18 protein-coding genes and 1 riboswitch are annotated in these 24551 nt (G+C 62.6%); of the genes, 9 read left to right on the forward strand and 9 right to left on the reverse strand.

Annotation, left to right across the window (positions count from 1 at the left end; all coding sequences use genetic code 11):
* Positions 1-4: 4 nt before the first annotated feature.
* From ABI660_RS08525 to apbC, 4 genes are read right to left on the reverse strand one after another with little or no spacing between them, the layout of a single operon-like run.
* On the reverse strand, positions 5-2092 hold the full coding sequence (locus ABI660_RS08525; RefSeq protein WP_348066870.1) for a 4Fe-4S binding protein: 2088 nt from the start codon (positions 2090-2092) through the stop codon (positions 5-7).
* Entirely contained in the window at positions 2022-2714 is a 693-nt protein-coding gene (locus ABI660_RS08530) for a DUF3306 domain-containing protein (RefSeq protein ID WP_348066872.1), read from the reverse strand. Before ABI660_RS08530 ends, ABI660_RS08525 begins: the two co-directional genes overlap by 71 nt.
* Complete coding sequence (locus tag ABI660_RS08535) at positions 2707-3300, reverse strand: DUF3305 domain-containing protein (RefSeq protein ID WP_348066874.1); 594 nt, start codon at positions 3298-3300, stop codon at positions 2707-2709. Before ABI660_RS08535 ends, ABI660_RS08530 begins: the two co-directional genes overlap by 8 nt.
* Before the next feature lie 14 nt (positions 3301-3314).
* The gene (apbC, locus tag ABI660_RS08540; protein ID WP_348066876.1) at positions 3315-4406 is read right to left on the reverse strand and encodes an iron-sulfur cluster carrier protein ApbC; all 1092 of its coding nucleotides are present in this window, start codon (positions 4404-4406) and stop codon (positions 3315-3317) included.
* Between the two features lie 180 nt (positions 4407-4586).
* Here apbC and metG point away from each other — a divergent pair, with 180 nt between their 5' ends.
* Positions 4587-6689: a methionine--tRNA ligase gene (gene metG, locus ABI660_RS08545; RefSeq protein WP_348066878.1), complete on the forward strand. Its 2103-nt coding sequence runs from the start codon at positions 4587-4589 to the stop codon at positions 6687-6689.
* Positions 6690-6696: 7 nt separating this feature from the next.
* On the opposite strand, the gene ABI660_RS08550 is transcribed toward metG, so the two are convergent.
* Positions 6697-8463 (reverse strand): 7TM diverse intracellular signaling domain-containing protein, encoded by a 1767-nt coding sequence (locus ABI660_RS08550; protein ID WP_348066880.1) that lies wholly within the window; start codon positions 8461-8463, stop codon positions 6697-6699.
* Between the two features lie 147 nt (positions 8464-8610).
* Here ABI660_RS08550 and ABI660_RS08555 point away from each other — a divergent pair, with 147 nt between their 5' ends.
* Entirely contained in the window at positions 8611-10281 is a 1671-nt protein-coding gene (locus ABI660_RS08555) for a SulP family inorganic anion transporter (RefSeq protein ID WP_348066882.1), read from the forward strand.
* A 57-nt stretch (positions 10282-10338) separates the two neighbouring features.
* Here ABI660_RS08555 and ABI660_RS08560 read toward each other — a convergent pair whose 3' ends face one another.
* A complete protein-coding gene (locus tag ABI660_RS08560) occupies positions 10339-10860 on the reverse strand; it encodes an outer membrane protein assembly factor BamE (RefSeq protein WP_348066884.1) in 522 nt (173 codons plus the stop codon).
* A gap of 126 nt (positions 10861-10986) precedes the next feature.
* On the opposite strand from ABI660_RS08560, the gene ABI660_RS08565 reads away from it, so the two are divergent.
* The 6 genes from ABI660_RS08565 to nadB all read left to right on the forward strand — a co-directional run bounded on the left by ABI660_RS08565 (position 10987) and on the right by nadB (position 19117).
* Positions 10987-11208: a DUF3460 family protein gene (locus ABI660_RS08565; protein WP_348066886.1), complete on the forward strand. Its 222-nt coding sequence runs from the start codon at positions 10987-10989 to the stop codon at positions 11206-11208.
* Positions 11209-11372: 164 nt separating this feature from the next.
* Positions 11373-12170: a ScpA family protein gene (locus tag ABI660_RS08570; RefSeq protein WP_348066904.1), complete on the forward strand. Its 798-nt coding sequence runs from the start codon at positions 11373-11375 to the stop codon at positions 12168-12170.
* Between the two features lie 189 nt (positions 12171-12359).
* Positions 12360-14063 carry a ShlB/FhaC/HecB family hemolysin secretion/activation protein gene (locus tag ABI660_RS08575; protein ID WP_348066888.1) on the forward strand — a complete coding sequence of 568 codons (1704 nt, stop codon included), beginning with the start codon at positions 12360-12362 and terminating at the stop codon, positions 14061-14063.
* A 55-nt stretch (positions 14064-14118) separates the two neighbouring features.
* Entirely contained in the window at positions 14119-16347 is a 2229-nt protein-coding gene (locus ABI660_RS08580) for a filamentous hemagglutinin N-terminal domain-containing protein (RefSeq protein WP_348066890.1), read from the forward strand.
* An 86-nt stretch (positions 16348-16433) separates the two neighbouring features.
* Positions 16434-17177, forward strand: coding sequence for a hypothetical protein (locus tag ABI660_RS08585; RefSeq protein ID WP_348066892.1), 744 nt, complete (start codon positions 16434-16436; stop codon positions 17175-17177).
* 266 nt (positions 17178-17443) lie between these two features.
* The gene (gene nadB, locus ABI660_RS08590; protein WP_348066906.1) at positions 17444-19117 is read left to right on the forward strand and encodes an L-aspartate oxidase; all 1674 of its coding nucleotides are present in this window, start codon (positions 17444-17446) and stop codon (positions 19115-19117) included.
* An 11-nt stretch (positions 19118-19128) separates the two neighbouring features.
* On the opposite strand, the gene pabB is transcribed toward nadB, so the two are convergent.
* From pabB to nadC, 3 genes are read right to left on the reverse strand one after another with little or no spacing between them, the layout of a single operon-like run.
* Complete coding sequence (gene pabB, locus ABI660_RS08595; protein WP_348066894.1) at positions 19129-20907, reverse strand: aminodeoxychorismate synthase component I; 1779 nt, start codon at positions 20905-20907, stop codon at positions 19129-19131.
* Positions 20907-22016, reverse strand: coding sequence for a quinolinate synthase NadA (nadA, locus tag ABI660_RS08600; RefSeq protein WP_348066908.1), 1110 nt, complete (start codon positions 22014-22016; stop codon positions 20907-20909). Before nadA ends, pabB begins: the two co-directional genes overlap by 1 nt.
* 17 nt (positions 22017-22033) lie before the next feature.
* The gene (gene nadC, locus ABI660_RS08605; protein WP_348066896.1) at positions 22034-22906 is read right to left on the reverse strand and encodes a carboxylating nicotinate-nucleotide diphosphorylase; all 873 of its coding nucleotides are present in this window, start codon (positions 22904-22906) and stop codon (positions 22034-22036) included.
* Positions 22907-23031: 125 nt separating this feature from the next.
* Positions 23032-23146: riboswitch (TPP riboswitch) on the forward strand.
* Between the two features lie 96 nt (positions 23147-23242).
* Here nadC and thiC point away from each other — a divergent pair.
* The coding region (gene thiC, locus ABI660_RS08610; protein ID WP_348066898.1) for a phosphomethylpyrimidine synthase ThiC at positions 23243-24551 on the forward strand (1309 nt) is incomplete at its 3' end.

The following is a 24551-nucleotide window of genomic DNA, read 5'->3' on the forward strand; positions in this document are numbered from 1 at the left end:
AAAGTCAGTGAATATCGGTGATCTTGATTTCGTTATCGGCCGAGTAGATATCGATCACGCGGCAGTCGCTGCACATTTTCAGGCGCTCGGCTGCCGCGCCCTGGAACATCGCATGGCCGGCCAGCTTGCCGAGCATGGACTCGATGGCCTTCAGGGTACCGAACGGCTTGCTGCAGCGTATGCACTGGTAGGGCTGGCTTTCATTGAGCACCCGGGCTTCCCGGCGCTGCGGCGTGAGCAGCAGGCGCGGCTGCAGGGTGATGGCGTCCTCCGGGCAGGTGGTGGCGCACAGGCCGCACTGCACGCAGTTTTTTTCAATGAACTTGAGCTGGGGCCGTTCCGGGTTGTCCTGCAGCGCGCTGGCGGGGCAGGCACTGACGCAGCTCAGGCACAGCGTGCAAGCGTCCTTGTTGATGGCCAGTGTGCCCAGCGGCGAGCCGGCCACCGGCAGGGCAATGGCCTCGGGCTTCGCGGGGGCTTGTGTCATCAGGCTGTCGAGTGCCAGCTCCAGGGTAGCGCGCTTGTCGGCCTGCGCAGCAAAGCCGGCCGCCTGCGTCACGCCCTGGGCCGCAGGCGCCTGCAACTGGGCATCCAGCGCGGCGAGGTCACGCGCGTCTTTCGCCTGGAGAATCCGGAAGTGCCCACCCTGGTAACCCAGGCCACTGAGGATGGCTTGCGCCACGTCCATCTGCTCGCGCACGGCATCGCGGTACTGCGGCGCATCTTCGTCCGTCATGAGCACCCAGACCTGGGAAGCCCCATACGCAATCGCCGACAGCCACAACTCCAGCCCCACCGACACGGTGTGCCACAGGGCCAGCGGCAAAACCCGCGCCGGCACGCCGTGCGTGGCCGGGTCGAGCCGCGCCAGGCGGCCCAGCTCACCCAACAGGCGCGTCCCCGCTTCCTGGCTGTGCAGCAACAGGGCTGCCTGTTTGCCACCGGCTCGCGTGTAGGTGCTCAGCAGGGTCTTGATCTTCGCGCCCTGCTCCGCCGGACGCGGATAGGCATAGGTCAGCGCGCCGCTGGGGCAGACCGTGGTGCAGGCGCCGCAGCCCACACAGAGATTCGGGTTGACAACAATCTGCTGCCGATCACGCTGGCTGCTGATGGCCGAGGCCGAGCAGACATCGATGCAGGCGGAGCAGCCGATTTTTTCATTGCGGCTGTGGGCGCAGAGTTTTTGCTTGTAGTTGAAGAATTTTGGTTTTTCGAACTCGCCGACGAGAGACCGCAGGGTGATCAGAGTGCGGCTGTCCTGGCTGTCCCAGAGAAAGTAGCCCTGCGGCAAGGCGTGCTGCGTAAAGGCCGGCGTGGCGCGCAAGTCCAGAACCAGATCAAACTTCTCGCTCAAGGTTTCGGGTGCGCGGCTGAAATCAATGGCTCCGGCCACGCCGCAAGCCTTGACACAGGACCGGTGCGATTTGCACAGGGCGTTGTCGATCTGGTAGTCGAAGCCGATCGCTCCTTCCGGACAGGCGGCGAGGCAGGCATTGCAGCGCGTGCACAGGTCAAGGTCAATCGCGTTGTTGCGCTCCCAATGCAGCTCGAAAGCCCCGAGCCAACCGGTCAGGCGCTGGAGCTGACCGGCCAGCACCGGGTAGCGCCGCTCCTGCACGCCGCCGTCATGGCCGGCGCCCAGGCTGAACAGGGTGACATCCAGCACGTCCGACACCAGTTCGGCCGCGCGTTCGGCCGCGCCGAGTTCGCCGATGATGAGCAGGCGGCCCGCGCTTTTGTAGGTCACGGTGGCCACGGGTTCGGCATCCGGCAAATGGGCCACCGCCAGCAGGGCTGCAATTTTCGGACTGGCCTGGCCGGCGTCCCGGCTCCAGCCTCCGGTTTCCCGGATATTTACAAATTTGATGACGGAAGTGGCGCCTTCGGTCTGCTGCGCCAGTTCCGCGAAAAGCCGCGTTTCCTGGGTGCAGGCGACCACCACGTCATCGCCGGACTGAACCGCTTTCTGGAAGGCGCCCGCTTCGCGCCGGCAAAGCGCCGAATGCAGGTTCAGTTTTTCATCAAGTACCGCGCCCAGCGTCTGGGGCTGGAGGGGCATCGTCTGGTTGCAGTCGCAAATCAGTGTGGGCATGGTTTTCGTGGCTGGCACCGGAGCTGATCGGCAACTCGGGTTGGCTGGAGGGGTCGGGAGCACGAAGCGGATCGCTTATGGCCGGATTTTCATAGGACTGTGCCATGGTTTCGTCCGTGGGGTTATTCGCACTTTCCCGCGGCGAAGAAACCGGCGCTGCCTGCTTGTCCTTGTCTTCATCATCAAAAAGATTAAGAAACCTGGCGCCTACCATCTGCCGGAGCATGGACTCGGGAATGGGGTCGGGCTTGGAGTAGTCGTCAATATAGATGTCCAGCCCGTCCATCACATTGAAGTGCGGATCGGCAAACAGCTTCTTCATCGCGGCGTTGCGCACTTCGGGCCCGACATCACCTGCCATGAAAGGCTTGAAGTCGGAGTCCTTGTTCAGCAGCTTCACGTCTTCCAGCGTCAGGAGTTTTTTTTCGGGCTGCGCTGCGGCATCGGCCGGCGCCGGTGCAGGCTCCGCCGGCGCCGGGCTGGAAGGCCGGGCCGCAGTGCCCTCCGCCGCTGCCGGCGGAGTTGCCGGGGCAACAGGTTCGGCAAGCGGTTTGCCTTGCAGCGCATCCGTCTTGCGACGCGCCCACCGGCCCAGGAATCCGCGGGCTTCTTCGTCAGCCATGGCTGCCTCCGCCCGACTTCTTGTCGGTGCTCACCCGCGCGGGATTGCCAAACCGGTCCTGCAGGGGCTTGAAGCTTTGCGGGCGCTGCCGGCGCTTGGCCTCCAGCACGTAGTGGGCGTCCACAAAAGCCTGCACCCACTCCACCACGTCACGCGGCGCGGCCACCTGCTCCACGGTTTCCTGCGCGTCCAGCCAGCGCCCGGCATCGTGGTAACTCAGCGTCACGGTCTGCGGCACGGCGATTGGCTCATCGGCCAACGCTGCCTCTTCCTCCATGCGCCAGACCACCCAGAAACAGGGCTGGGGGGTGGTGACGTTGAGGTAATAGCCTTCGGCGTCGTCGGTGAACAGCTCGACCTTGAAGCCCGGGTGCAGCCAGCGCTCTTCCTGCTCATCCTTGAGCAGAAGGCGCGGCTGCGTGCCAAAGCCGTCTTCATGCGGCACGATGTCGGCGAGCGACCAGCGCCACGGCTGCCAGCGGTTGTCTATGCGCTCGCGGCGCATGACAACAGCCACCGCGACACAGGGCCGGCGAACGGCCGGGTCCGTCTCAGGTGACTGCAGCAGAAAGCCAGGGTGTGCCATCGACGGGGGCCGGCTCAGGTGTTTTTCGAGATCGTGATGGTCGGGAATTTGGCGGAAAAGTCTTTTGCCTTGGCGGCAATCGTGATGGCCACCTGGCGCGCCACTGCCTTGTAGATGCCGGCGACGTCGCCGTCCGGGTCAGCCACCACGGTGGGCCGGCCGTTGTCGGCCTGCAGCCGGATCTGCATGTCCAGCGGCAGCGCACCGAGGTAACTCATGCCGTAGTCGGCCGCCATTTTCTTGCCCCCGTCTTCGCCAAAAATGTGTTCGGTATGGCCGCACTGGCTGCACACGTGCACCGCCATGTTTTCCACGATGCCCAAAATCGGCACGCCCACCTTCTCGAACATCTTGATGCCTTTTTTGGCGTCCAGCAAGGCGATGTCCTGCGGCGTGGTGACGATCACCGCGCCCGTCATGGGCACGCGCTGCGACAGGGTGAGCTGGATGTCGCCGGTGCCGGGCGGCATGTCGACGATCAGGTAGTCCAGGTCTTTCCAGTTGGTCTGGCGCAGCAACTGCTCCAGCGCCTGGGTGGCCATGGGGCCGCGCCAGATCATGGCCTCGTCCTGCGCGACCAGGAAACCAATCGACATGACCTGGATACCGTAGTTTTCCATCGGCTCCATGTTTTTACCGTCCACGCTTTCGGGCCGGCCCTCAATGCCCATCATCATGGGCTGGCTCGGGCCGTAGATGTCGGCGTCAAGCAGGCCCACCTGCGCGCCTTCAGCGGCCAGCGCCAAAGCAAGGTTGACGGCGGTGGTGCTTTTGCCGACGCCGCCCTTGCCGGAAGCCACCGCCACGATGTTTTTGACATTGGGCATCAGCTGCACGCCGCGCTGCACGCTGTGGCTGGCAATTTTGAAAGTGACATTCACCGACACATTGCCCACACCGGCCACGCCTTTGGTAGCGTTGATCAGCAGCTTGCGGATGGCGGCGAGCTGGCTTTTGGCGGGGTAACCCAGTTCGACGTCAAAAGACACGTCGTCGCCAGCGACCTGCAGATTTTTCAGGGCCTTGGTACTGACAAAATCCTTGCCGGTGTTGGGGTCGAGCACGCCTTGCAGGGCGCTCAGGATTGCCTGTTGTTCTACAGCCATGGGGGAAGATCTCCAATTGATTCAGACAAGGTAGCCGGTGGCGCCTTCATTGCCGACAAGTCTAACGCCGCAGCGCAGCGCACAAGGCCATAAGGGCTTCCCGCCCGCCCCTCACTGCCCGCCGACTTAAAATCGTCGGTTAGCCTCCAAAGCCAACAAAAGCCTTCCAAAGCCCTCTTTATGTCCCAGCGCCGCCTTTTCGTCACCACCGCCCTGCCCTACGCCAATGGCAACTTCCACATCGGCCACATCATGGAGTACATCCAGGCCGACATCTGGGTGCGCTTTCAGCGCATGCAGGGCCACGCGGTGAACTTTGTCGGCGCCGACGATGCCCATGGCGCGCCCATCATGATCGCGGCCGAGAAAGCCGGCAAAACACCGCAGCAGTTTGTGGCCGACATCGCGGCCGGGCGCAAACCCTACCTGGACGGTTTTCACATCAGCTTTGACAATTGGCATTCGACCGACGCGCCGGAGAACCACGAGCTGGCACGGCAGATCTACCGCGACCTGCGTGACAACCCGCAGGGCTCGCTGATCGAGACCAAGACCATTGAACAGTTTTTCGATGCCGAAAAAAACATGTTCCTGCCCGACCGTTACATCAAGGGCACCTGCCCCAAATGCGGCACCAAAGACCAGTACGGCGACAACTGCGAAAACTGCGGCGCGGTGTATGCGCCCACGGATCTGATCAACCCGTATTCGGCTTTGTCCGGTGCCACACCGGTGCTCAAGAATTCGGAACACTTTTTCTTCAAGTTGTCCGATCCGCGCTGTGTGGACTTTCTTGAAATGTGGACGCAGGACGGCAAGTTGCAGCCGGAGGTGGCCAACAAGGTCAAAGAATGGTTCAGTGTGCGCACGAATCCCGACGGTAGCCAAAGCGAAGGCCTCGGCGATTGGGACATCTCTCGCGACGCACCCTACTTTGGTATCGAGATCCCGGACGCGCCAGGCAAGTATTTTTATGTGTGGCTGGACGCACCGGTCGGCTACCTTGCCTCTTTGAAGAACCTGCTGGAAAAGCGCGGCGAAAGCTACGACGCCTACATGGCCAGCCCGGGTCTGGAGCAGTACCACTTCATCGGCAAAGACATCGTCACCTTCCACACCCTGTTCTGGCCAGCCATGTTGCATTTCAGCGGCCGCAAGACGCCGGACAATGTGTTTGTGCACGGCTTTCTGACGGTGAACAATGGCGAGAAGATGAGCAAGAGCCGCGGTACCGGTCTGGACCCGCTCAAGTATCTGAGCCTGGGCATGAACCCGGAGTGGCTGCGTTATTACCTGGCGGCCAAGCTCAATGCGAAGAACGAGGACATTGACTTCAATGCCGATGACTTCATGGCGCGGGCCAACAGCGATTTGATTGGCAAGTATGTCAATATTGCCAGCCGTGCGGCGGGATTCATTGCAAAACGATTCGACGGAAAAATGGGTCTCATCAAAGGCGATTCCAAGCATTTGCTAGAAACGCTCATTAGCGAAGCTTCGAGCATTGGCGATTTGTATGACGCTAGAGAATTTGCAAAAGCCTCCAAAGAAATCATGTTCTTGGCTGATCAAATTAATGCTTATGTGGATGCAAACAAGCCGTGGGACTTGGCGAAACACCCTGATCAACGCGAAAAGTTGCACGAGGTCTGCTCAACCTGCGTCGAAGCATTTCGCCTGCTCACCATTTACCTGAAACCCGTATTGCCCGCTCTCGCAACAGATGTAGAAGCGTTTCTGCGAATAGAGCCCCTTCAATGGACGGATCAGTTCAAATCACTCCGGACAGGCCACGTGATCGGCGACTACAAACACCTCATGCAGCGTGTCGACATCAAGCAACTTGATGCATTGTTTGAGCCCCCAGCCCAGGAATTACCTGCGCAAGCAGCTACTGATTTGATAGCAGAAGCAAGCACGCCTGGCGGTGAGGAGTTCGCCCCCACCATCACCATTGACGACTTCAGCAAGGTCGATTTGCGCATTGCGCTCATCGTCAACTGCGAAGCCGTCGAAGGCTCGACCAAGCTGCTGCGCCTGACACTGGACGTGGGCGAAGGGAAAATGCGCAATGTGTTCAGCGGCATTGCCTCGGCCTATAAACCCGAAGACCTGGTCGGCAAACACACGGTGATGGTGGCCAACCTGGCGCCGCGCAAGATGAAGTTCGGCATCAGCGAAGGCATGGTGCTGGCCGCCAGCCATGCCGACGAAAAAGCCGTACCCGGCATCTTTGTGCTGGAGCCCTGGCCCGGCGCCCAGCCGGGTATGCGCGTCAGATAAGACGCGCTCAGACGAGAAAACGCAGGGCCTTGCCGGGCCGGGCGGCCAGCTCGGTGACCACAGCATCCAGCGCCTGCAGGAGTGTCGCCACGGCCGGCGCACGGAAGGGTGCAGCGGCAATGCCCACCTTGAGCTGTAACACGGCACCCGGCGGCAGCAGCTCGCTGGGTGACAGCCCGCGCGCAATCAGGCGCTGGCCTATTTCCGAGATCTGGTCGCGCGTGACCCGGCCCTCCAGAATCAGCACAAAGTCGCCGTCGCGGTGCCGCGCCACGGTGTCGCCCTCGCGGGCCACCTGGTTGATGCAGGCACCGGCGTGGACCAGCGCCATCTGCGCGACCTGCAGGCCGTACTCGTCACGGATCTGCTGGATATTGCCGATACGCACCCGCAACACCACCCCCAGCGCCGGATCGCGCAGCTGGTGCTGCTGTAGCTGGTGCAGACGCTCGAGCATCACCCGGTGGTTGGCCGCACCGGTCAGCGGGTCCACCCGCGACATGGCACCGACGCGGGCCTGGTTGCTGCGCCGCTCGCGGCTGCGCAGGTACAGGGCAACCAGCAACAGCGGAATTTCAATGGCGACGCCCAGTTGCGCACCATACTGCGTCATGAAGGACAGGGGCACCAGCTGCATGTTGCGCAGGATGGGAAACACCGAACCGGCAAGCACCGCCAGCATGCCGGCCAGCACCCACAAACCGACGCGGGGAATGCGCCAGGCGTACCAGGTGGCGACACCCAGGTAAACCACAAAACTAGCCAGGTAGTAAGGGCCGCTAAGCGCAAAAAACGGGTTCCGCCCAACAAACAGGAAGCACAGCGCCAGCACAGCCCCCGCGGCGGCCAGGGCCAGCATCAGGTGGGTGAGCCAGCGGACACCGCGCCCCCGCACCAGCTCCCGCAGGAAGAGATGGCCCAGGGCCGCCCCCGTCACCGGCAGCACATTGGACGCCGCATCGTTCCACCACGGGTTGTCGGGCCAGAAGTATTCACCGGCCAGGCCGGTCAACGTGAACTGGCCGACGGCAATCACCAACACATAAGCCGCGTAATAAAAATGGATGGAATCACGCCATGAATAGGCGTTGACTGTGCAGATCACGATGACCAGTGCCACCAACCCGGCATACGCGCCCAACAGGAAATGCCAACGTTTGCTGGACTCCTGGAAATCGCGTGCCCTCCATACACTCCAGCGCACGCTGATAGGGTGGCTGTGTTGCACCCGCAGGTAAGTCGGACGCGCTTCTTCCGGCTGCTGCACCAGTTCAAACGCCGGATGCAGGTAGCGCAAGGGCCATTGCGATACCGCGATCGAGTCACCCGAACGCTCGACGTGCCAGCTGCCGTCGGCGGCAGGCCGGTACAGCTCCACGAGATTCATGCCGGGATGCGGCAACGCCAGCACCAGAGGTGTGGCCACTCGCACAGCGGGCAGGGCTAGTTCGTACCACAGGGCCGCACCATCGCCGGCCGGCATGATGCGGTCCGCACTGGCCGGTGTGGCCTCGCCCAGCGCAAAACGTTGCCGGACCTGCTCCAGCGTCTGGCTGCCTGATGCATCGACGACCACCCGCGCCTCGCCCTGCCGCCCCAGCCACGACGCAGCAGGAGCCCGTCCTTCCTGTGCATCCTGCGCCAGAACAGACAGGCCAGCGCCGAAGCAGCAAACCGCCAGGACGAAGGCCAGCAGTTTGCGCAGGCGCACCCATTGCCCCAGGCGGAAGGCAAGCTGGTAGCTCAGGAACGAAGGGCGGGAAAAAAGTGGCATGGTCTGTGCTGCACCGGCTTAAGATAGCCAACGGCGGATTTTGAAACAGGAAAAGCAGGCCGCACTTTAACAAGGGGCTCCCGGTCTGACCATCCCTCAGTTAGAGGATGCAAGCGGGCAGCGGGCCACTTTGAACTCTCTTCTCTGATGAATTTGCCCACCTACCTCGCGCCTTTTCGCCCACGCATTGTCTCAGCGCTGCGCGGCTACACGCGCGAACGCTTCACCAAAGACCTGGGTGCCGGCCTGACCGTCGGCATCGTCGCCCTGCCTCTGGCCATGGCCTTTGCGATTGCCTCCGGCCTGTCTCCGCAGGCCGGCATCTGGACCGCCATCATTGCGGGCGGGTTGATTGCGCTGTTGGGCGGTTCGGCGGTACAGATCGGCGGGCCGGCAGGCGCATTCATTGTGATTGTTTACGGCATCGTTGAGCAATACGGCCTGGCCAACCTGCTGATTTCCACCGCCTGTGCCGGGGTGCTGCTTTTTTTGCTCGGGTTTCTGAAAATGGGCACGCTGGTGCGTTATGTACCCGTCAGCATCGTGGTCGGTTTCACCAACGGCATTGCGGTGCTGATCGCGCTGTCACAGCTCAAGGACCTACTGGGTTTGCAAATAGCCAAAATGCCGGCAGATTTTTTCTCGCAGATCAAGGCCATCTCCCTTCACATTGACTCCTTCAACCCCTACACGCTGGGCCTGGGCGTGGTCTGTTTTCTGGGCCTGATCCTCTGGCCCAAGCTGTTCGCCAGCCGTTCCATGACGGCCAACAGCTTCACCGCGCGGCTGCTCAGCCTGGTCCAGGCGGTCGAAGGCGTGCAGTTGCAGCGCGCCACGCGTGCGGTGTCCCGCGTGCCGGGGCCCATCGTGGCGCTGACCACACTGACGGCTTTCACTTATGTCCTGAGCCTTCCGGTGGAAACCATAGGCACACGTTTTGGCGGCATCCCGCAGGCCCTGCCGGCGTTCGCGCTACCGGCTTTTTCATGGGACACGGTGCGCCTGCTGCTGCCGCCCACGCTGACCATTGCCGTTCTGGGCGCGGTGGAATCGCTGCTGTGCGCGCGCGTGGCCGACCAGATTTCGGGCTTGCCCAAACATGACCCCAACCAGGAACTGATGGCCCAGGGCGTGGCCAATTTTGTCGTGCCCTTTTTCGGCGGCATGCCGGCCACCGGCACGATTGCCCGCACCGTCACCAATGTGCGTTCAGGCGCCACCTCGCCGGTCGCGGGCCTTGTGCATGCGCTGATGCTGATGCTGATCGTGCTGATCGCCGCACCGCTGGCCATGCATGTGCCGCTGGCCGTGCTGGCCGGCATTTTGCTGCACGTGGCCTGGAACATGGGCGAGTGGCGCGAGCTGGCGCACCTGCGCCAGTACAGCAACCATTACCGGCTGCTGATGCTGGGTACCTTCTTCCTGACGGTGGTGTTCGACCTGACAGTCGCGCTGCAGGTGGGCCTGCTCCTGGCCTGCGTGCTTTTTGTGCGGCGCATGAGCAGTTTGTTCCAGGTGGTGGAAACGGGGCGCACCGCCGATACCATCCATTTCCAGCTCTACGGTTCGCTGTTTTTCGGCGCGGTCGCCAAGATCGACCCAGTGCTGTCGGTGGTTGAAAGCGCGCCGCAGGGCCTGCTGGTCCGGCTTGATGCCCAGTCGCTGCAGTCACTCGATGCCTCCGGGCTGGACGTGCTGGGACAGCTGCACAAGGCTATTACTCTGCGCGGCGGCCGGCTGGTGATCTCGGGCCTGAACGCCCAGCCCCGTGCGGTGATGGAACGCGCGGGCTTTCTGGCGAAAGTTGAAGAACTATGAAAATGATAGCTGCCTGCGCTTGTTCCATAAGGGCTGCAGCCTTTTTTTCACGTAATTTCAGCGGTTGGGACCGCTGGGTCCGGTCACCTCGGCATCGACCGAAGCGGTGCGCACGACGCGCAGCTCCCGGTCAAACACCACGGTAAAAATTCTCGGCGTGACCGGGGGCGACAGGTAACGCCAGTCGTAGTGCGTCTCCTGCTGCAGCGCATAGGGCGTGACTTTCATCGGCTTGCCCAGCATCTTGCGCACCTGCTCCATCGGCATGCCGGGTAGCACCAGGGCAAAGTTCTGCGGGCTCAAGACCTGGCGCAGCGCACTCATCTTGCCGTCGGCACCTATGGTGATCATGTAGTTGACCTGGCCCTCGGGCTGGCGGTTGTATTCCAGCGTACGCGCGCCGGGCTGGGCGGCGGCGCCGGGAAAAGGGTTGCCCGCCAGATCGGCAGCGCTCCAGATTTTCTCGGGCTCGCCAAAACGGGCGCGCACATCGGCCTCGGTGGCCACACCTTCCTCGAGTTCGGCGATGCGCTGCGGGTCGCAACCCGCCATCCCCAGCAATACCGACAGCAATCCCATGAGAGCAAGAGTCCTTGTGCGCGCCCGGCCCGCCGCTGTGCGGCTCGCCCGGAAAGCGAAAAAAGGCAGGCGCATGGTGGTCCCCGGTAAAATCAGTCAATTCAACGTTTCAGGCAGTTTAATTCCATGTCCATCTTCGCCCGGCCCCACTACAGCTCGGAAGCAACCCAGTTCATTGACGAACTCAAGGCGAAAAAGCCCTCGCTGGAGGCCGAACAGCGCGCAGGACGCGCGATCTGGTGGGACAAGAAGCTGAACCGCTCCGAGCAGGCCGACTACCAGGATGCCCGCGTGCCGCAGCAGCCCTATGTGTACGGCACCAGCGGTCACCCGAACAGCAAACCCTGAATTGAGGGTTAAAAAGGCCTCCAGCCCTTACGGGGTGTGCACTGATGGCTATATTTTTCATAGCAGCACAAGACCCTGACTCCCGCCCCATGTCCACGATCACCGAACTGCCTCCTTCGCCTTCCGCGCCGAGCCAGCCTTCCGAGGCCCTGGCGCTGGATGGCATGCCCGGGGTGATCGACCAGGTGGCGCTCGCCCGGCTGTATGGCGAGCCGCTGTTTGCGATGCCGCAGGACCTGTACATTCCGCCGGACGCCCTGCAGGTCTTTCTGGAGGCCTTCGAGGGCCCGCTGGACTTGCTGCTCTACCTGATCCGCAAGCAGAACTTCAATATTCTCGACATCCCGATGGCGGCGGTCACGCGCCAATACCTGGTGTATGTCGATGAAATCCGCAGCACCAACCTGGAGCTGGCTGCCGAATACCTTTTGATGGCAGCCATGCTGATCGAGATCAAGTCGCGCATGCTGCTGCCGCCGAAAAAGGTGGCCGAGGGCCAGGAGCCGGAAGACCCGCGCGCCGAACTGGTACGCCGGCTGCTGGAGTACGAGCAGATCAAGCTGGCCGCGCACAAGCTCAATGAAATTCCGCAGTTTGGCCGCGACTTCCTGCGTGCCCAGGTGTATGTGGAGCAGGCGCTGCAGCCGCGCTTCCCGGATGTCAGCGTGGTCGACCTGCAGGAAGCCTGGCGCGACATCGTCAAACGCGCCAAGCTGGTCCAGCACCATGTGATTTCCCGGGAGGAGCTGTCGGTGCGCGAACACATGAGCATCGTGATCCGCAAGCTGCAAGGCCAAAAATTTGTCGAGTTCGAAAACCTGTTTGATCCGACCCGCGGCATGCCCGTGCTGGTGGTGACCTTCATCGCGCTGCTCGAACTCTCCAAGGAAGGCCTGATCGACGTGACCCAGGCCGAGGCCTACGCGCCGATCTACGTGCGCCTGGCTTACACGCCAGCCTGATCCCGCGCGGGCGGGCTTGGGCCCTCCCTAGAGCCCAGAAAAGCTGTAACACACCCGGCGGCGCAACTCGCTAGCAATAATTTCAGTTTTATTATTTTCAGCAGTTACCTCTGCGGACAGACAGCGCTGCGTCCTACCTTTTTTTACAAAGCTTACATAGAGGATGGGTTCACTACCTAGGAACCCACCATGAAGACGAAGCAAGGATGCGCACCCGCACCCCGCGCCCTGAAAAATACCTTGCTTCCCCTGGCCATGCTGGCCCTGAGTCAAGGTCTTCTGGCCCAGCAGCTTCCGGGTGCCGGTAGCCAGATCCAGCAGCTACCACCCGTTCCCGTGCCACAAAAGGCAGCGCCAGAGATCCGGATCCAGGAAGGCCCTGCTGCACCGGGCAAATCGGCACCCAGCACCGAAAAAATCCTGGTTAAAAGCCTGCAAGTGACCGGTTCCCGCGTGTTTTCCGAAGCCGAGCTTCTTGGCCTCACGGGTTTTGTTTCCCCTTCCGAGCTCACCCTGGGCGAGCTGCAGGCCATGGCCGCCCGCATCACGGACCACTACCGGAAAAACGGCTATTTTGTGGCCCGGGCCTACCTGCCTGCGCAAAGCATCAAGGACAACGCCGTCACCATCGCAGTCAGTGAAGGGCAGTACGGAAAGATCGTGCTGAACAACCAGACCGACTTGTCTGATGCCCTGGTCCTAAATATCCTGGGCGGCGTCAACAGCGGCGACCCCATCACCAACGACACCCTTGAAAACAGGTTGCTCCTGCTTTCGGACATTCCGGGGGTCAAGGTCAAGTCAACACTGGTACCCGGGGAAACACCGGGCAGTTCCGACCTGATTGTTGACATCACGCCGGGCCAGCGAATCAGTGGCAGCGTGGACGTGGACAACGCCGGGAACCGCTACACCGGCGAATACCGACTGGGCGGCACGGTCAATATCAACAACCTGCTGGGGCAGGGCGACGTTGCGAGCCTGCGGGCGGTGACTTCCGGCTCCGGTCTCAACTACGGCCGCGCTTCCTACCAGATGCAGTTTGGCAAGGCCACGGCGGGCGTGGCCTACAGCCGCCTGGCCTATGAGCTGGGCAAGGAGTTTGCCCCCCTGCAGGCCAACGGCACCGCAGAAGTGGCCAGCATCTACGGCAGCTATCCCCTGATCCGCTCCCGCGGCACCAACCTTAATGCAGGGCTCAGTTACGACCACCGGACTTTTCAGGACCGCATCGATGTGATCCCCTCAGTCGTCGACAAAAAGGCGAACGTTCTTACCGGGAGCCTTTATGGCAACCACCAGGACAGCCTGGGCGGCGGCGGGGTGAGCGCTTTTTCGCTGGGCCTGTCTGCCGGCAACCTGGACATTGAAACGCCATCAGCACTGGCGGCAGATGCGGCCAGCGCTCGCACCAACGGCTCTTACGGCAAGCTGGCCTTCAGCCTGAGCCGGCTGCAGCGCGTCACCGATACCCTTTCCCTGTTCGCCGGCATCAACGGACAACTGGCCTCCAAAAACCTGGACGCTTCCGAGAAGATGGTCCTGGGCGGCATGGATGGCGTCAGGGCCTACCCGCAGGGTGAAGCTTTTGGCGACCAGGGCTACCTCGTCAACATTGAAGCCCGCCTGCTGCTACCCAAGCCGGAGCGCCTGCCCGGCCAGATTCATCTGATCGGTTTCATCGATAGTGGCAGCGTGACCATCAACAAAAGCCCATGGGCGGCGGGCAACAACCACCGCAACCTGGGCGCCTACGGCCTGGGATTGACCTGGGGCGAGCCTGGCAATTTTGCAATCAGGACCTACTACGCACGCAAGCTCGGTAACGAACCGGCGAATTCAGCCCCCGACAAGTCAGGCCGGTTCTGGATTCAGGCCATCAAGTATTTTTAAGCGCAGCAGCCCGACCCCTCGTACCCGCACCAGCAAGCTTTTTGAAAGACGTCCCATGAACCACATCTATAGAACCATCTGGAACGCCAGTTCCGGCGCCTTTGTCGCGGTTGCCGAAAGCACCGGCGGGCAAGGCAAACGAAAATCGTCACGCGCTGCCGCGGGCAGGGCGCGCCCTTCTTTTGCGGTCACCCTGCTGTCGGCCTGCCTCATGCTCGGCTTCGGCAGCGCCGCCCTTGCTTTGCCTGCCGATGGCGTGGTTGCAGCCGGCTCGGCCAACATTTCGAGCGCGGGCTCCACCATGACCATCAACCAGTCCACCACCAATGCGGTGATCAACTGGCAAAGCTTCGGCATTGCGGCCGGACAGACCGTACAGTTTGTTCAACCCGGCAGCACCTCGGTTGCCCTGAACCGCGTACTGGGAGCTGACGCTTCCAGCATCCTCGGCAACCTGTCGGCCAACGGCAAGGTCTTTCTGCTCAATCCCAACGGTGTTCTGTTCGGCAGCGGATCGCAGGTCAACGTCGGCGGCCTGGTTGCCACCACCATGAGCCTGAGCGACGCGAAATTCATGACGGGCGACTACAGTTTCAGCAACGCCGGAAACGGATCGGTGGTCAACCAGGGCACCATCAATGCGGCGGATAGCGGGTATGTGGCCCTGATGGGCAAGACAGTCATCAACCAAGGCGTGATCACTGCGCATCTGGGAAGCGTGGCCCTGGCCGGCGGCCAGGCGGCCACCCTGGACTTGGCTGGCGACGGCCTGCTGCATGTCTCGGTGACGCAAGGCGCGGTCAACGCGCTGGTGGACAACGGCGGCATGATCCGTGCCGACGGCGGCAAGGTGCTCATGACCACCCAGGCAGCGGGCAGCCTGCTGCACACCGCGGTGAACAACAGCGGTGTCATCCAGGCGCAGACGATTGGAAGCCGAAACGGCACCATCTTGCTGTTGGGCGACATGGATTCCGGCACCATGAACGTGGGCGGCACTCTGGACGCCAGCGCGCCCGCAGGCGGCAACGGCGGTTTCATCGAAACCTCGGCGGCCAAAGTAAGCATTCAGAACGGGGTGCGCACCACCGCCGCGCCCTTCGGCCAGACCGGCCAGTGGCGCATCGATCCGCAGAACTTCATCATTGGCCCCGGCGGCAATATCTCCAGCGTCCAGCTGGGCCTGGACCTTGGCAACAGCAACGTCACCATCATCACGGCACCCGGACCCGGCGATGGGGATATTTTTGTCAACGACGCGGTCACTTGGACCCCCCCTGTTGGGCAGCCCAACACTACATTGACCCTTAATGCCGATCGCGACGTCAATATCAATGCGCCCATCACCGCGACTCGCGGGAATCTGGTGGTGTGTTGCGGACGGGATATCAATGTGAACGACGCGATCACCACCACGGACGGAAGCATCCTGCTGTCTGCCGGGCGCGACGTCAATAAGAACGCCGCCATGACGGCCAACCGTGGCAACATCATGATGTGCGCCGCCAACAACCTGAACCTTAGTGCTGCACTTACGCTCACTGACGGCAACCTCGATCCGACCCGTAGCCTGGGCTTGCCGCGCGGCCTGACCCTCAGCGCAGATACCGACGGCACTGGCCCCGGCGTGGCCGGTGGTACCGTCATATTCGCTGCGCTCACCCCTCCCTGGGCCATCACCAACGCACCGGTTACCGTCACCTATAACCCGGCTGCCTACACGACACCGACGGACTATTCGTCCAGATTCACCCTGACCGCAGGGGCCGCGCTGACCCAGCGCATGCTGGTATTCCCCGAGGTCACCAAAACCTTCGACGGCACCACCTCGGCAGTTCTGGCGTCGTTGAAAGGCAACCCCGCAGGAGTAAGCCTTGTTGCCAATCCCGGCAGCACCGCCGTTTTCAGCTCTGCAGACCCAGGCACAGGCAAAACAGTCACCTTCACCGGTTACACGCTGGCAGGACCCAATGCCGGCCGGTACGCGTTGGCAACTTCATGCTGCGGCCCCATCGTGAGCAAGACCACCGGCACCGTCACCGCCGCGCTGCCCTACTCTGCGCTGCCCTACTCGTCACTGGCTTTCTCGGGCGCGACCGTCCTCGCCATGGCGGGCTTCACCCAGTTTCCGTCGGACCTGATGCCCGCGCCCTACGCCGGCAACGAGGATGTGTTTCTTGCGCTTGCGGAGGAGGAAAAGGTGGCGGCGCCCACGGCCATTCCTTCCATCCCGCCCAAACCCTATGTCGCGCGACGTTACGCCCCTAAACCGGAACGAAACTAGCCACCAGGTTCAAGGTTCAGGCACGCCACATGTCAACCCTGTTTCTTGCAAGCCCTTGCACATCCCTGGTAGAAGCCGCCAGAAAAATGACTGCAAGAGGAGCGTGCCTGGCCGTGCTGTTGACCGTGTCGGCCCTGCAGCTCGCATCGGCAGCAGGCGAAGCCTCGCCCCCCGCATCCGTCGCGCACAAACGCGCCAGCTTCGGCCAGCAACAGGTGTCCAGTGAAGTCTCCGGTCTGGCTGCGTGGATTCTTCATTCCGCAGACAACCAGGGCATGCCGTTCATGATTGTCGACAAGGTCAACGCGCAGGTTCTGGTCCTTGACAAGGACGGACAACTCAAAGGCGTAGCGCCGGCATTGCTGGGGCTGGCGCCTGGCGACGACTCCACACCCGGCATCGGCGAGCGCAAGCTTTCCAACATCCTGGCGCACGAACGCACCACGCCGGCAGGCCGCTTTGTCGCCTCGCTGGACCGGAACCTTCACGGCGTGGAAATTCTCTGGATTGACTACGCAACCTCCATTTCCCTGCACAAGGTTGTGAAAGGAACGCCGCGTGAACAGCGCGCCCAGCGCCTGAGCAGCGCCACCGCTGCAGACAACCGCATTTCCTACGGTTGTATCAACGTCCCCGTCAGTTTTTTTGACAAGGTGGTCAGCCCGGCTTTCACCGGTACCAACGGCATCGTGTATATCCTCCCCGAGACCCGGACCGCACGCGAGATTTTTGGATCCTATGACGTTGATGAAGCGGCGCAAGCGCTGGCTCCTGCCACGCCTGCGCCGGCACCCGCCGCTGCCTCGCGGGGTCAACGCGCCGTCCAATAGGTCGTGACAAAAGCCGGGCACCCAGCGCCTGACTGATAATTTGCGGTTTGCTGACTAATTCCTTTCCTAAATCATTCGTGAACGCGAAGGCGAAGCGACGACAGTACAGACGTACGGCTAGCGAAGCCGACAAAGTGCACGGATGACTTAGAAATGGAATAACAAGGCCAACGGCTTGTGCCATGCCTGATCCAACAAGGTCATACCGCCCCATGAACGCCCTTCCCGCCTCAGGCCACAAGCAAGCCGGCAAGACCGAGGCCTCCATGCAAAACGCCTTTGACGTGGTCATCGTCGGAAGCGGACTGGCCGGGCTCAGCACCGCGCTCAAGCTGGTCGAAGGCAGCGCTGCGCACGCCACCCCGCTTCGCGTCGCCGTGCTGACCAAAGGCAAGCTGGCCGACGGCGCCAGTGCGTGGGCCCAGGGCGGCATTGCGGCCGTACTGGCGCAGGGCGAGCAAGGCGACAGCTTTGCAGCGCATATCGCCGATACGCAGGTAGCGGGCGCCTGGTTGTCCGACGAGGCGGCCACCGCGCAGGTGGTGCAAGGCGCGCCGGCAGCGATTGCCTGGCTGCAGGCCCAGGGCGTGGCCTTCACGCAGGAGCCCGGCGCCGCACCCGCGCTGCACCTCACCCGCGAAGGCGGGCACAGCCACAGGCGCATCGTGCATGCGACAGACGCCACCGGCGCTGTGGTGCAGGAAAGCCTGATTGCGGCCGTGCGGGCGCACCCTGCCATCGACGTGTTTGAACAGACCACGCTGGTAGACCTGATCGTCCAGAACGACAGCACCACCGGCCGGCCGCGCTGCGTGGGCCTTTATGCGCTGGACAGCCGCGACGCGGAAACAGGCAGCGGCGGAACCGTGCATACCTTTGCCGCAAGCGATGTCTTGCTGGCCACCGGTGGCGCCGGCAAGGTCTACCTCTACACCAGCAACCCCGACACCGCCACCGGCGACGGCATCGCCGCTGCCTGGCGTGCGGGCTGCCGCATCGGCAACATGGAGTTCATCCAGTTCCACCCCACTTGCCTGTACCACCCTGACGCCAAGTCGTTTTTGATCAGCGAAGCGGTGCGCGGCGAAGGCGGCATCCTGCGTCTGCCGGAGTCGGCAGGTGGCACGCGCTTCATGCCGGCGCACGATGAACGCGCCGAGCTGGCGCCGCGTGATGTGGTGGCCCGCGCGATTGATTTCGAGATGAAAAAGCACGGTGTGGACTGCGTCTACCTGGACATCTCGCACAAGGGCGAGGCCTTTGTGCGCGAACACTTTCCGACCATCCATGCACGCTGCCTGGCGCTCGGCATCGACATTGCGCACCAGCCGATTCCCGTGGTGCCGGCCGCCCACTACACCTGCGGCGGCGTGCTGACCGACCTGGCCGGCCGCACCGACATCGCCAACCTGTACGCCGCGGGCGAAACCGCCTGCACGGGCCTGCACGGCGCCAACCGGCTGGCCAGCAACTCGCTGGTGGAGTGCGTGGTGTTCGCGCAGGAAGTCGCAAGCGCTATCAAATCGGAAGCAATAAGTGCCCGTCACATAAGGGCTGGAAGCCAAAATTACTCGAAAATCCCGTTGCCCGCCTGGGACGAAAGCCAGGTGACCGATGCCGATGAGCAGGTGGTGATTGCCCACAACTGGGACGAGCTGCGGCGCCTGATGTGGAATTACGTGGGCATCGTACGCACCAACAAACGGCTGGAGCGCGCCGCCCATCGCATCGCGCTGCTGCAGTCGGAAATCGATGAGTTTTACGCCAACTTCCGCGTCACGCGGGATCTGCTGGAATTGCGCAACCTGGTCCAGGTGGCAGAGTTGATCGTGCGTTCGGCCCAGTCACGCCACGAAAGCCGCGGCCTGCATTTCAGCCGCGATTACCCGCAGACGGACGCCGTGGCCGTGCCAACCGTACTGGTGCCGCAACAAGCCTGACCGCCGCGCTGTCACTCGCGGTGTGGGTCTAGTACCGCATCCAGCCACCCACGCAAGCTGTTTATAAAAACCAACGCCTGCACCCGCGGCAAATCTTCCAGGCGGACCACACCTTCGCTGACCCGGCCGGCTTGCAGGGCCTGGGCACGGCCTATGCCGCCCAGCAGGCCACAGTGCAGCGGTGGGGTCAGCCAGCGGCCATCGAGCAGCAGCGCAATATTGCCGCGCGTGCATTCGGTGATTTCACCTTCCGCGTTCCACAGCAGGGTGTCGAAAATGCCTTCCTCCGCTGGCGCGAGGGCGTCGTAATGAGCGCGCCGTGTGGTCTTGAAGCGCACGAACTCGCTGTGCGCGTCGTCCAGGGCACGGCCGGCCAGCTGCAGCCGAACCCGTTGCGGCGATGGCGGCAAGACAAACGCCTCGGCCCTCGCCTGCCCCTGGGAGTTCAGCAGCAATCGTACGCGCCAGATGCCGTCCGAGTGGGTCTGCACGAGTTGCTGTAGGCACTGCTGCATCTGCTGCTGCGACCACGGATAGGCAAAATGAGCCGCCGCCGCCGCCATGCGCGTGAGATGCGCCTGTGCATCTCGCAAACTACCGTTCTCCAGCGCCAGGGTTTCCAGTAATTCAAACGGCATGCTCGCGCGCTCCACAAAGGCGCGCTTGTGGCGCCACTCCTGCCATTCTGCCTCGGCCAGCGCACCGGAAGTGATGCCGCTGCCGATGCCGCAAGTGGCTGCGCTGCCCCGCAGCGTCACAGTGCGGATAGGCACATTGAAGGTGGCGCGTATTCCGTTTTCGCCCGGATACACCACGCCGAAAGCACCGCAGTAAACGCCACGCGACTTTGGCTCCAGCGCATGGATCATCCGCATCGCACTAACCTTGGGCGCCCCGGTGACCGAGCCGCAGGGGAACAGCGCCGCAAACACATCGGCCAGCGAACAGCCGGCACGCGTGCTTGCCTGCACGTCCGAGCTCATCTGCCACACAGTGGGCAAGGCCTCGGTATGAAACAGGCGCGGTACCTGCACGCTGAACGGCTCCGCGATGCGCGACAGGTCGTTGCGCAGCAAATCCACGATCATCACGTTCTCGGCGCACTCCTTGGCCGACGTGCGCAGGGCCTGCACCAGCGCTGCGTCTTCAACAGGCGTGGCGCCACGCGGCGCCGTGCCTTTCATGGGCCGTGTCAGTATGCGGCCGTCGTGCCAGTCAAAAAAGAGCTCGGGCGACACCGAGAGCAACTGCTCATCACCGGTGTCGAGAAAGGCCGCATAACCCCCCGGCTGGGCACGCTGCAACGCGGCAAACAAGGCCAGCGCCGCGTCGCCCTCCGGGTCGCCGCGTAAAACGCCGTGCAAAGGCGCTGTGAAATTCACCTGATACAACGCACCTTCGGCAATAGCCCGGTGAATGCTGTCCAGCGCAGTGTCAAACGTGGCGCGCGAACAAGCGGCTTGCCATTGCACCTGCACGGGGCCAGCGCCGTCATTGTTGTCAACCGGCCAGGGCAGTGCCTCGTCATAAACCGCAAACCAGGCCAGTGGACCTTGCGCCGCATGCACAGCCAGCGCCGTGTCAAAAGCCGGTGCGGCTTCGTAGCGCAGGTAGCCTACGCACCAGAAGCCTTGTCTGGCCGCGGTTTGCACGGCATCGAGCAACGGCCGCACCTGCGCAATTTCGTGTGCTGCCAGCGTTTGGCGGGGACGGCCAAACACATGGCGCAGACGTGGCCCGTCCGGCTGGCGCGGGTCGGAAAAATCGATGCGTGCCGAACCAGCCGGCATCAGGCCGCGCCGATGCGCGGCACCAGCCCGGCCACCGGCTGGCCATCGCGCTGCGCCGCGGTGAACGCCAGCATCCGGTCTATCGGCAGGCGGGCACGCTCGCCCAAGGCAGGATCAACATGCACCTCCGGGCTCAAGGCCTGCAACACCTGCGCCAGGCCAGCCAGGCCGTTCATCGCCATCCAGGGGCAGTGCGCGCAGCTTTTGCAGGTGGCACTGTCACCGGCCGTCGGTGCCTCGATAAAAACCTTGCCTGGGTTGAGTGTGCGCAGCTTGTGCATCATGCCGTTGTCGGTGGCGACTATGAATTCCTGCGCATCCATCTCGCTTGCTGCTTTCAGGATGCCCGAGGTCGAACCCACCGCATCGGCCAGTGCGATCACATCCGCTGGCGATTCCGGATGCACCAGCACTTTGGCCTTCGGGTGTTCCTTCTTCAGCGCCTCAAGTTCAAAGGCCTTGAACTCGTCATGCACGATGCAGCTGCCGTTCCACATCAACATGTTGGCGCCGGTTTCACGCTGAATATAGTTACCCAGGTGTCTGTCGGGTGCCCACAAAATTTTCTGACCTTGCTCCTTTAATGCCCTGACGATGTCCAGTGCGCAGCTCGAAGTCACCAGCCAGTCGGCACGTGCTTTCACGGCGGCACTGGTGTTGGCATAGACCACCACCGTGCGGTCCGGGTGGGCATCGCAGAAGGCACTGAATTCGTCCACCGGGCAACCGAGATCGAGCGAGCAGGTCGCGTCGCGATCAGGCATCAGCACGCGCTTTTCGGGTGAGAGGATTTTCGCGGTCTCGCCCATGAAGCGCACGCCCGACACCACCAGCGTCGTCGCCGGATGGTCGCGGCCGAAACGCGCCATCTCCAGCGAATCGCTCACCAGCCCACCGGTTTCTTCGGCAAGGTCCTGCAGGTCCGGGTGCACGTAGTAGTGCGACACCATGACGGCATTGCGCTCCTTCAGCAGGCGGCGGATCCGGTCCTTGAGTGCAGCGCGCTCGTCCGGCGCCGGCTCCACCGGCACTCGCGCCCAGGCATGGCGCGTCGGGCAGGAGGGCTGCTCGTAGTCAATGCGCACCAAGGGCTGAACAATGCTTGCGATGTCATTCAAGGCGGGTCTCACAGCTGCGTAAAACGCATGGAAAAATCAATCGCCTTGATGTCTTTGGTCAGGGCCCCGATGGAAATGCGGTCCACCCCGGTGGCGGCGATGCCGGCCACCGTGTCCAGCCCGACACCGCCCGACACTTCCAGAATCGCCCGGCCCGCCGTGATCCGCACTGCCTCGCGGAGCTGCGCCATGTCCATGTTGTCGAGCAAAATCATCCGGGCACCGGCAGCGAGTGCTTCTTCCAGCTGGGCCAGGGTCTCTACCTCGATCTCGACAAAAGTTGCGCGGGCGGCCACTTCAGCAGCACGCTGCAAGGCAGCCGTGACGCCACCGGCGGCCGCGATATGGTTTTCCTTGATCAGCACCGCGTCGTACAGGCCAATGCGGTGGTTGCTGCCGCCGCCGCAGCGCACCGCGTATTTTTGGGCCAACCGCAGGCCGGGCAGGGTTTTGCGGGTGTCCACAATGCGCGCGCGGTTGCCCGACACTGCGTCCACAGCCCGCACGTAGGCCGCAGTCTGTGTGGCCACGGCGCTGAGCAATTGCAGGAAATTAAGCAAGGTGCGCTCACCGCTGAGCAGTGCACGCGAATTTCCCTGGATTTCCAGAATGACCTGGTTGGCAATGCAAGGTTGGCCATCGCTCACATGCCAGACCAGCTCGGCCTGCGGGTCCAGCTGCTGCAATGTCGCCTCTACCCAGGGCCGGCCGCAAATCACCGCGGCTTCGCGCGCCAGCACGCGGGCCTGGCTGCGCTGCCCCGGATCCACCAGGCCCGCAGTCAGGTCGCCAGTTCCGAGGTCTTCGTCCAGCGCCCGGCCTGCATCGCTGCGCGCAAGCAGCGTCATACTGCTCTCAGAAAAATCAAACGGCTCATTCATTTTTTTGGTCGTTTCAGCCCATGTTGGCGGCAAGCATAGCGGCTTCGCGAAAAGCCCTGCGGTTAGCACACTATCTGCGCTGCTGGAAAAAGGAGTTGAGCTGCCCAAGCTGGCTGTACTAGAATGCAATGGCTCCGGGGTGCTGCCGGCCATTGTGGCCCGGCAGCTGAGATGGCCAAAACCCAAACCCGTGAACTTGAATCGGTTCGTACCGACGTAAGAAGAGCTGACTGCTGCCGGCCCCCCGGCTCTCCAGTCAACAACCAACACCACAGCGCTGGTATTGGCCACACCTTCGGAGCATTTTGTGTACCCCACACAACAAAGGATGCCCCGATGAATGCTCCAGACAAATTTGCCCAGCTGCTCTCCCTGACGCGTGAGCCGTTTCCGGCTTCACGCAAGATCTATGTGCCCGGTCAGGTCCATACCGACATCCGCGTGCCCATGCGCGAAGTCAGCCTGAGCAACGGCGAATCCGCCACGCTGTACGACACTTCCGGTCCCTACACAGACCCCACTGCCAACATCGACGTGCGCCGCGGGCTAGAGGCTTTGCGCACCCCCTGGATTGAAGCGCGCGGCGACACAGAAATTTACACGGGCCGCGCCGCGCAGGCTGTGGACGATGGCACGCGACGCGAAGACCGCACCGACCCGTCGGACCCCGAAGCCCAGCGTATTGCTGCGCTGCGCGCCCAGGCCGCCGGCCTGCAGCGCACGCCGCGCCGCGCCAAGGCCGGTGCCAACGTGAGCCAGATGCACTATGCACGCCGCGGCATCATCACGCCGGAGATGGAATACATCGCACTGCGCGAAAACACCAAGCGTGAATGGATGGCCGAATACCTGGGCGACGCCGAGCGCGCCCAGCGCCTGCGCGGCAACCCCATGGGCGCGCAACTGCCCGAGTTTGTGACGCCGGAGTTTGTGCGCGACGAAGTGGCGCGTGGCCGGGCCATCATTCCAGCCAACATCAACCACCCCGAAGTCGAGCCCATGATCATCGGGCGTAACTTCCTAGTAAAAATCAACGCCAACATCGGCAACTCGGCGGTAACCTCCAGCATCGAAGAAGAGGTTGAAAAGCTGGTCTGGGCGATTCGCTGGGGCGCCGACAACGTGATGGATTTGTCCACCGGCAAAAACATCCACACCACGCGCGACTGGATCATCCGCAACTCACCGGTGCCCATCGGAACCGTGCCGATTTACCAGGCACTCGAAAAAGTCGGCGGCGTTGCCGAAGACCTGACCTGGGAGATTTACCGAGACACGCTGATCGAGCAAGCCGAGCAAGGCGTGGACTACTTCACCATCCACGCTGGCGTGCGCCTGCCCTTCATCCCGATGACGGCCAAGCGCCGCACCGGCATTGTTTCGCGCGGCGGTTCCATCCTGGCCAAGTGGTGCATGTCGCACCACAAGGAAAACTTTCTGTACACGCATTTCGAAGATATCTGCGAGATCATGAAAGCCTACGACGTCAGCTTTTCGCTGGGCGACGGCTTGCGTCCCGGCTCCGGCGCCGACGCCAACGATGAAGCGCAGTTTGCCGAACTGCGCACATTGGGTGAGCTGACAAAAATCGCCTGGAAGCACGATGTGCAGACCATGATCGAAGGCCCCGGCCACGTGCCCATGC

The organism is Polaromonas sp. (genome assembly GCF_039930745.1).
In the GTDB taxonomy this organism is placed as follows: Bacteria; Pseudomonadota; Gammaproteobacteria; order Burkholderiales; family Burkholderiaceae_C; genus Polaromonas.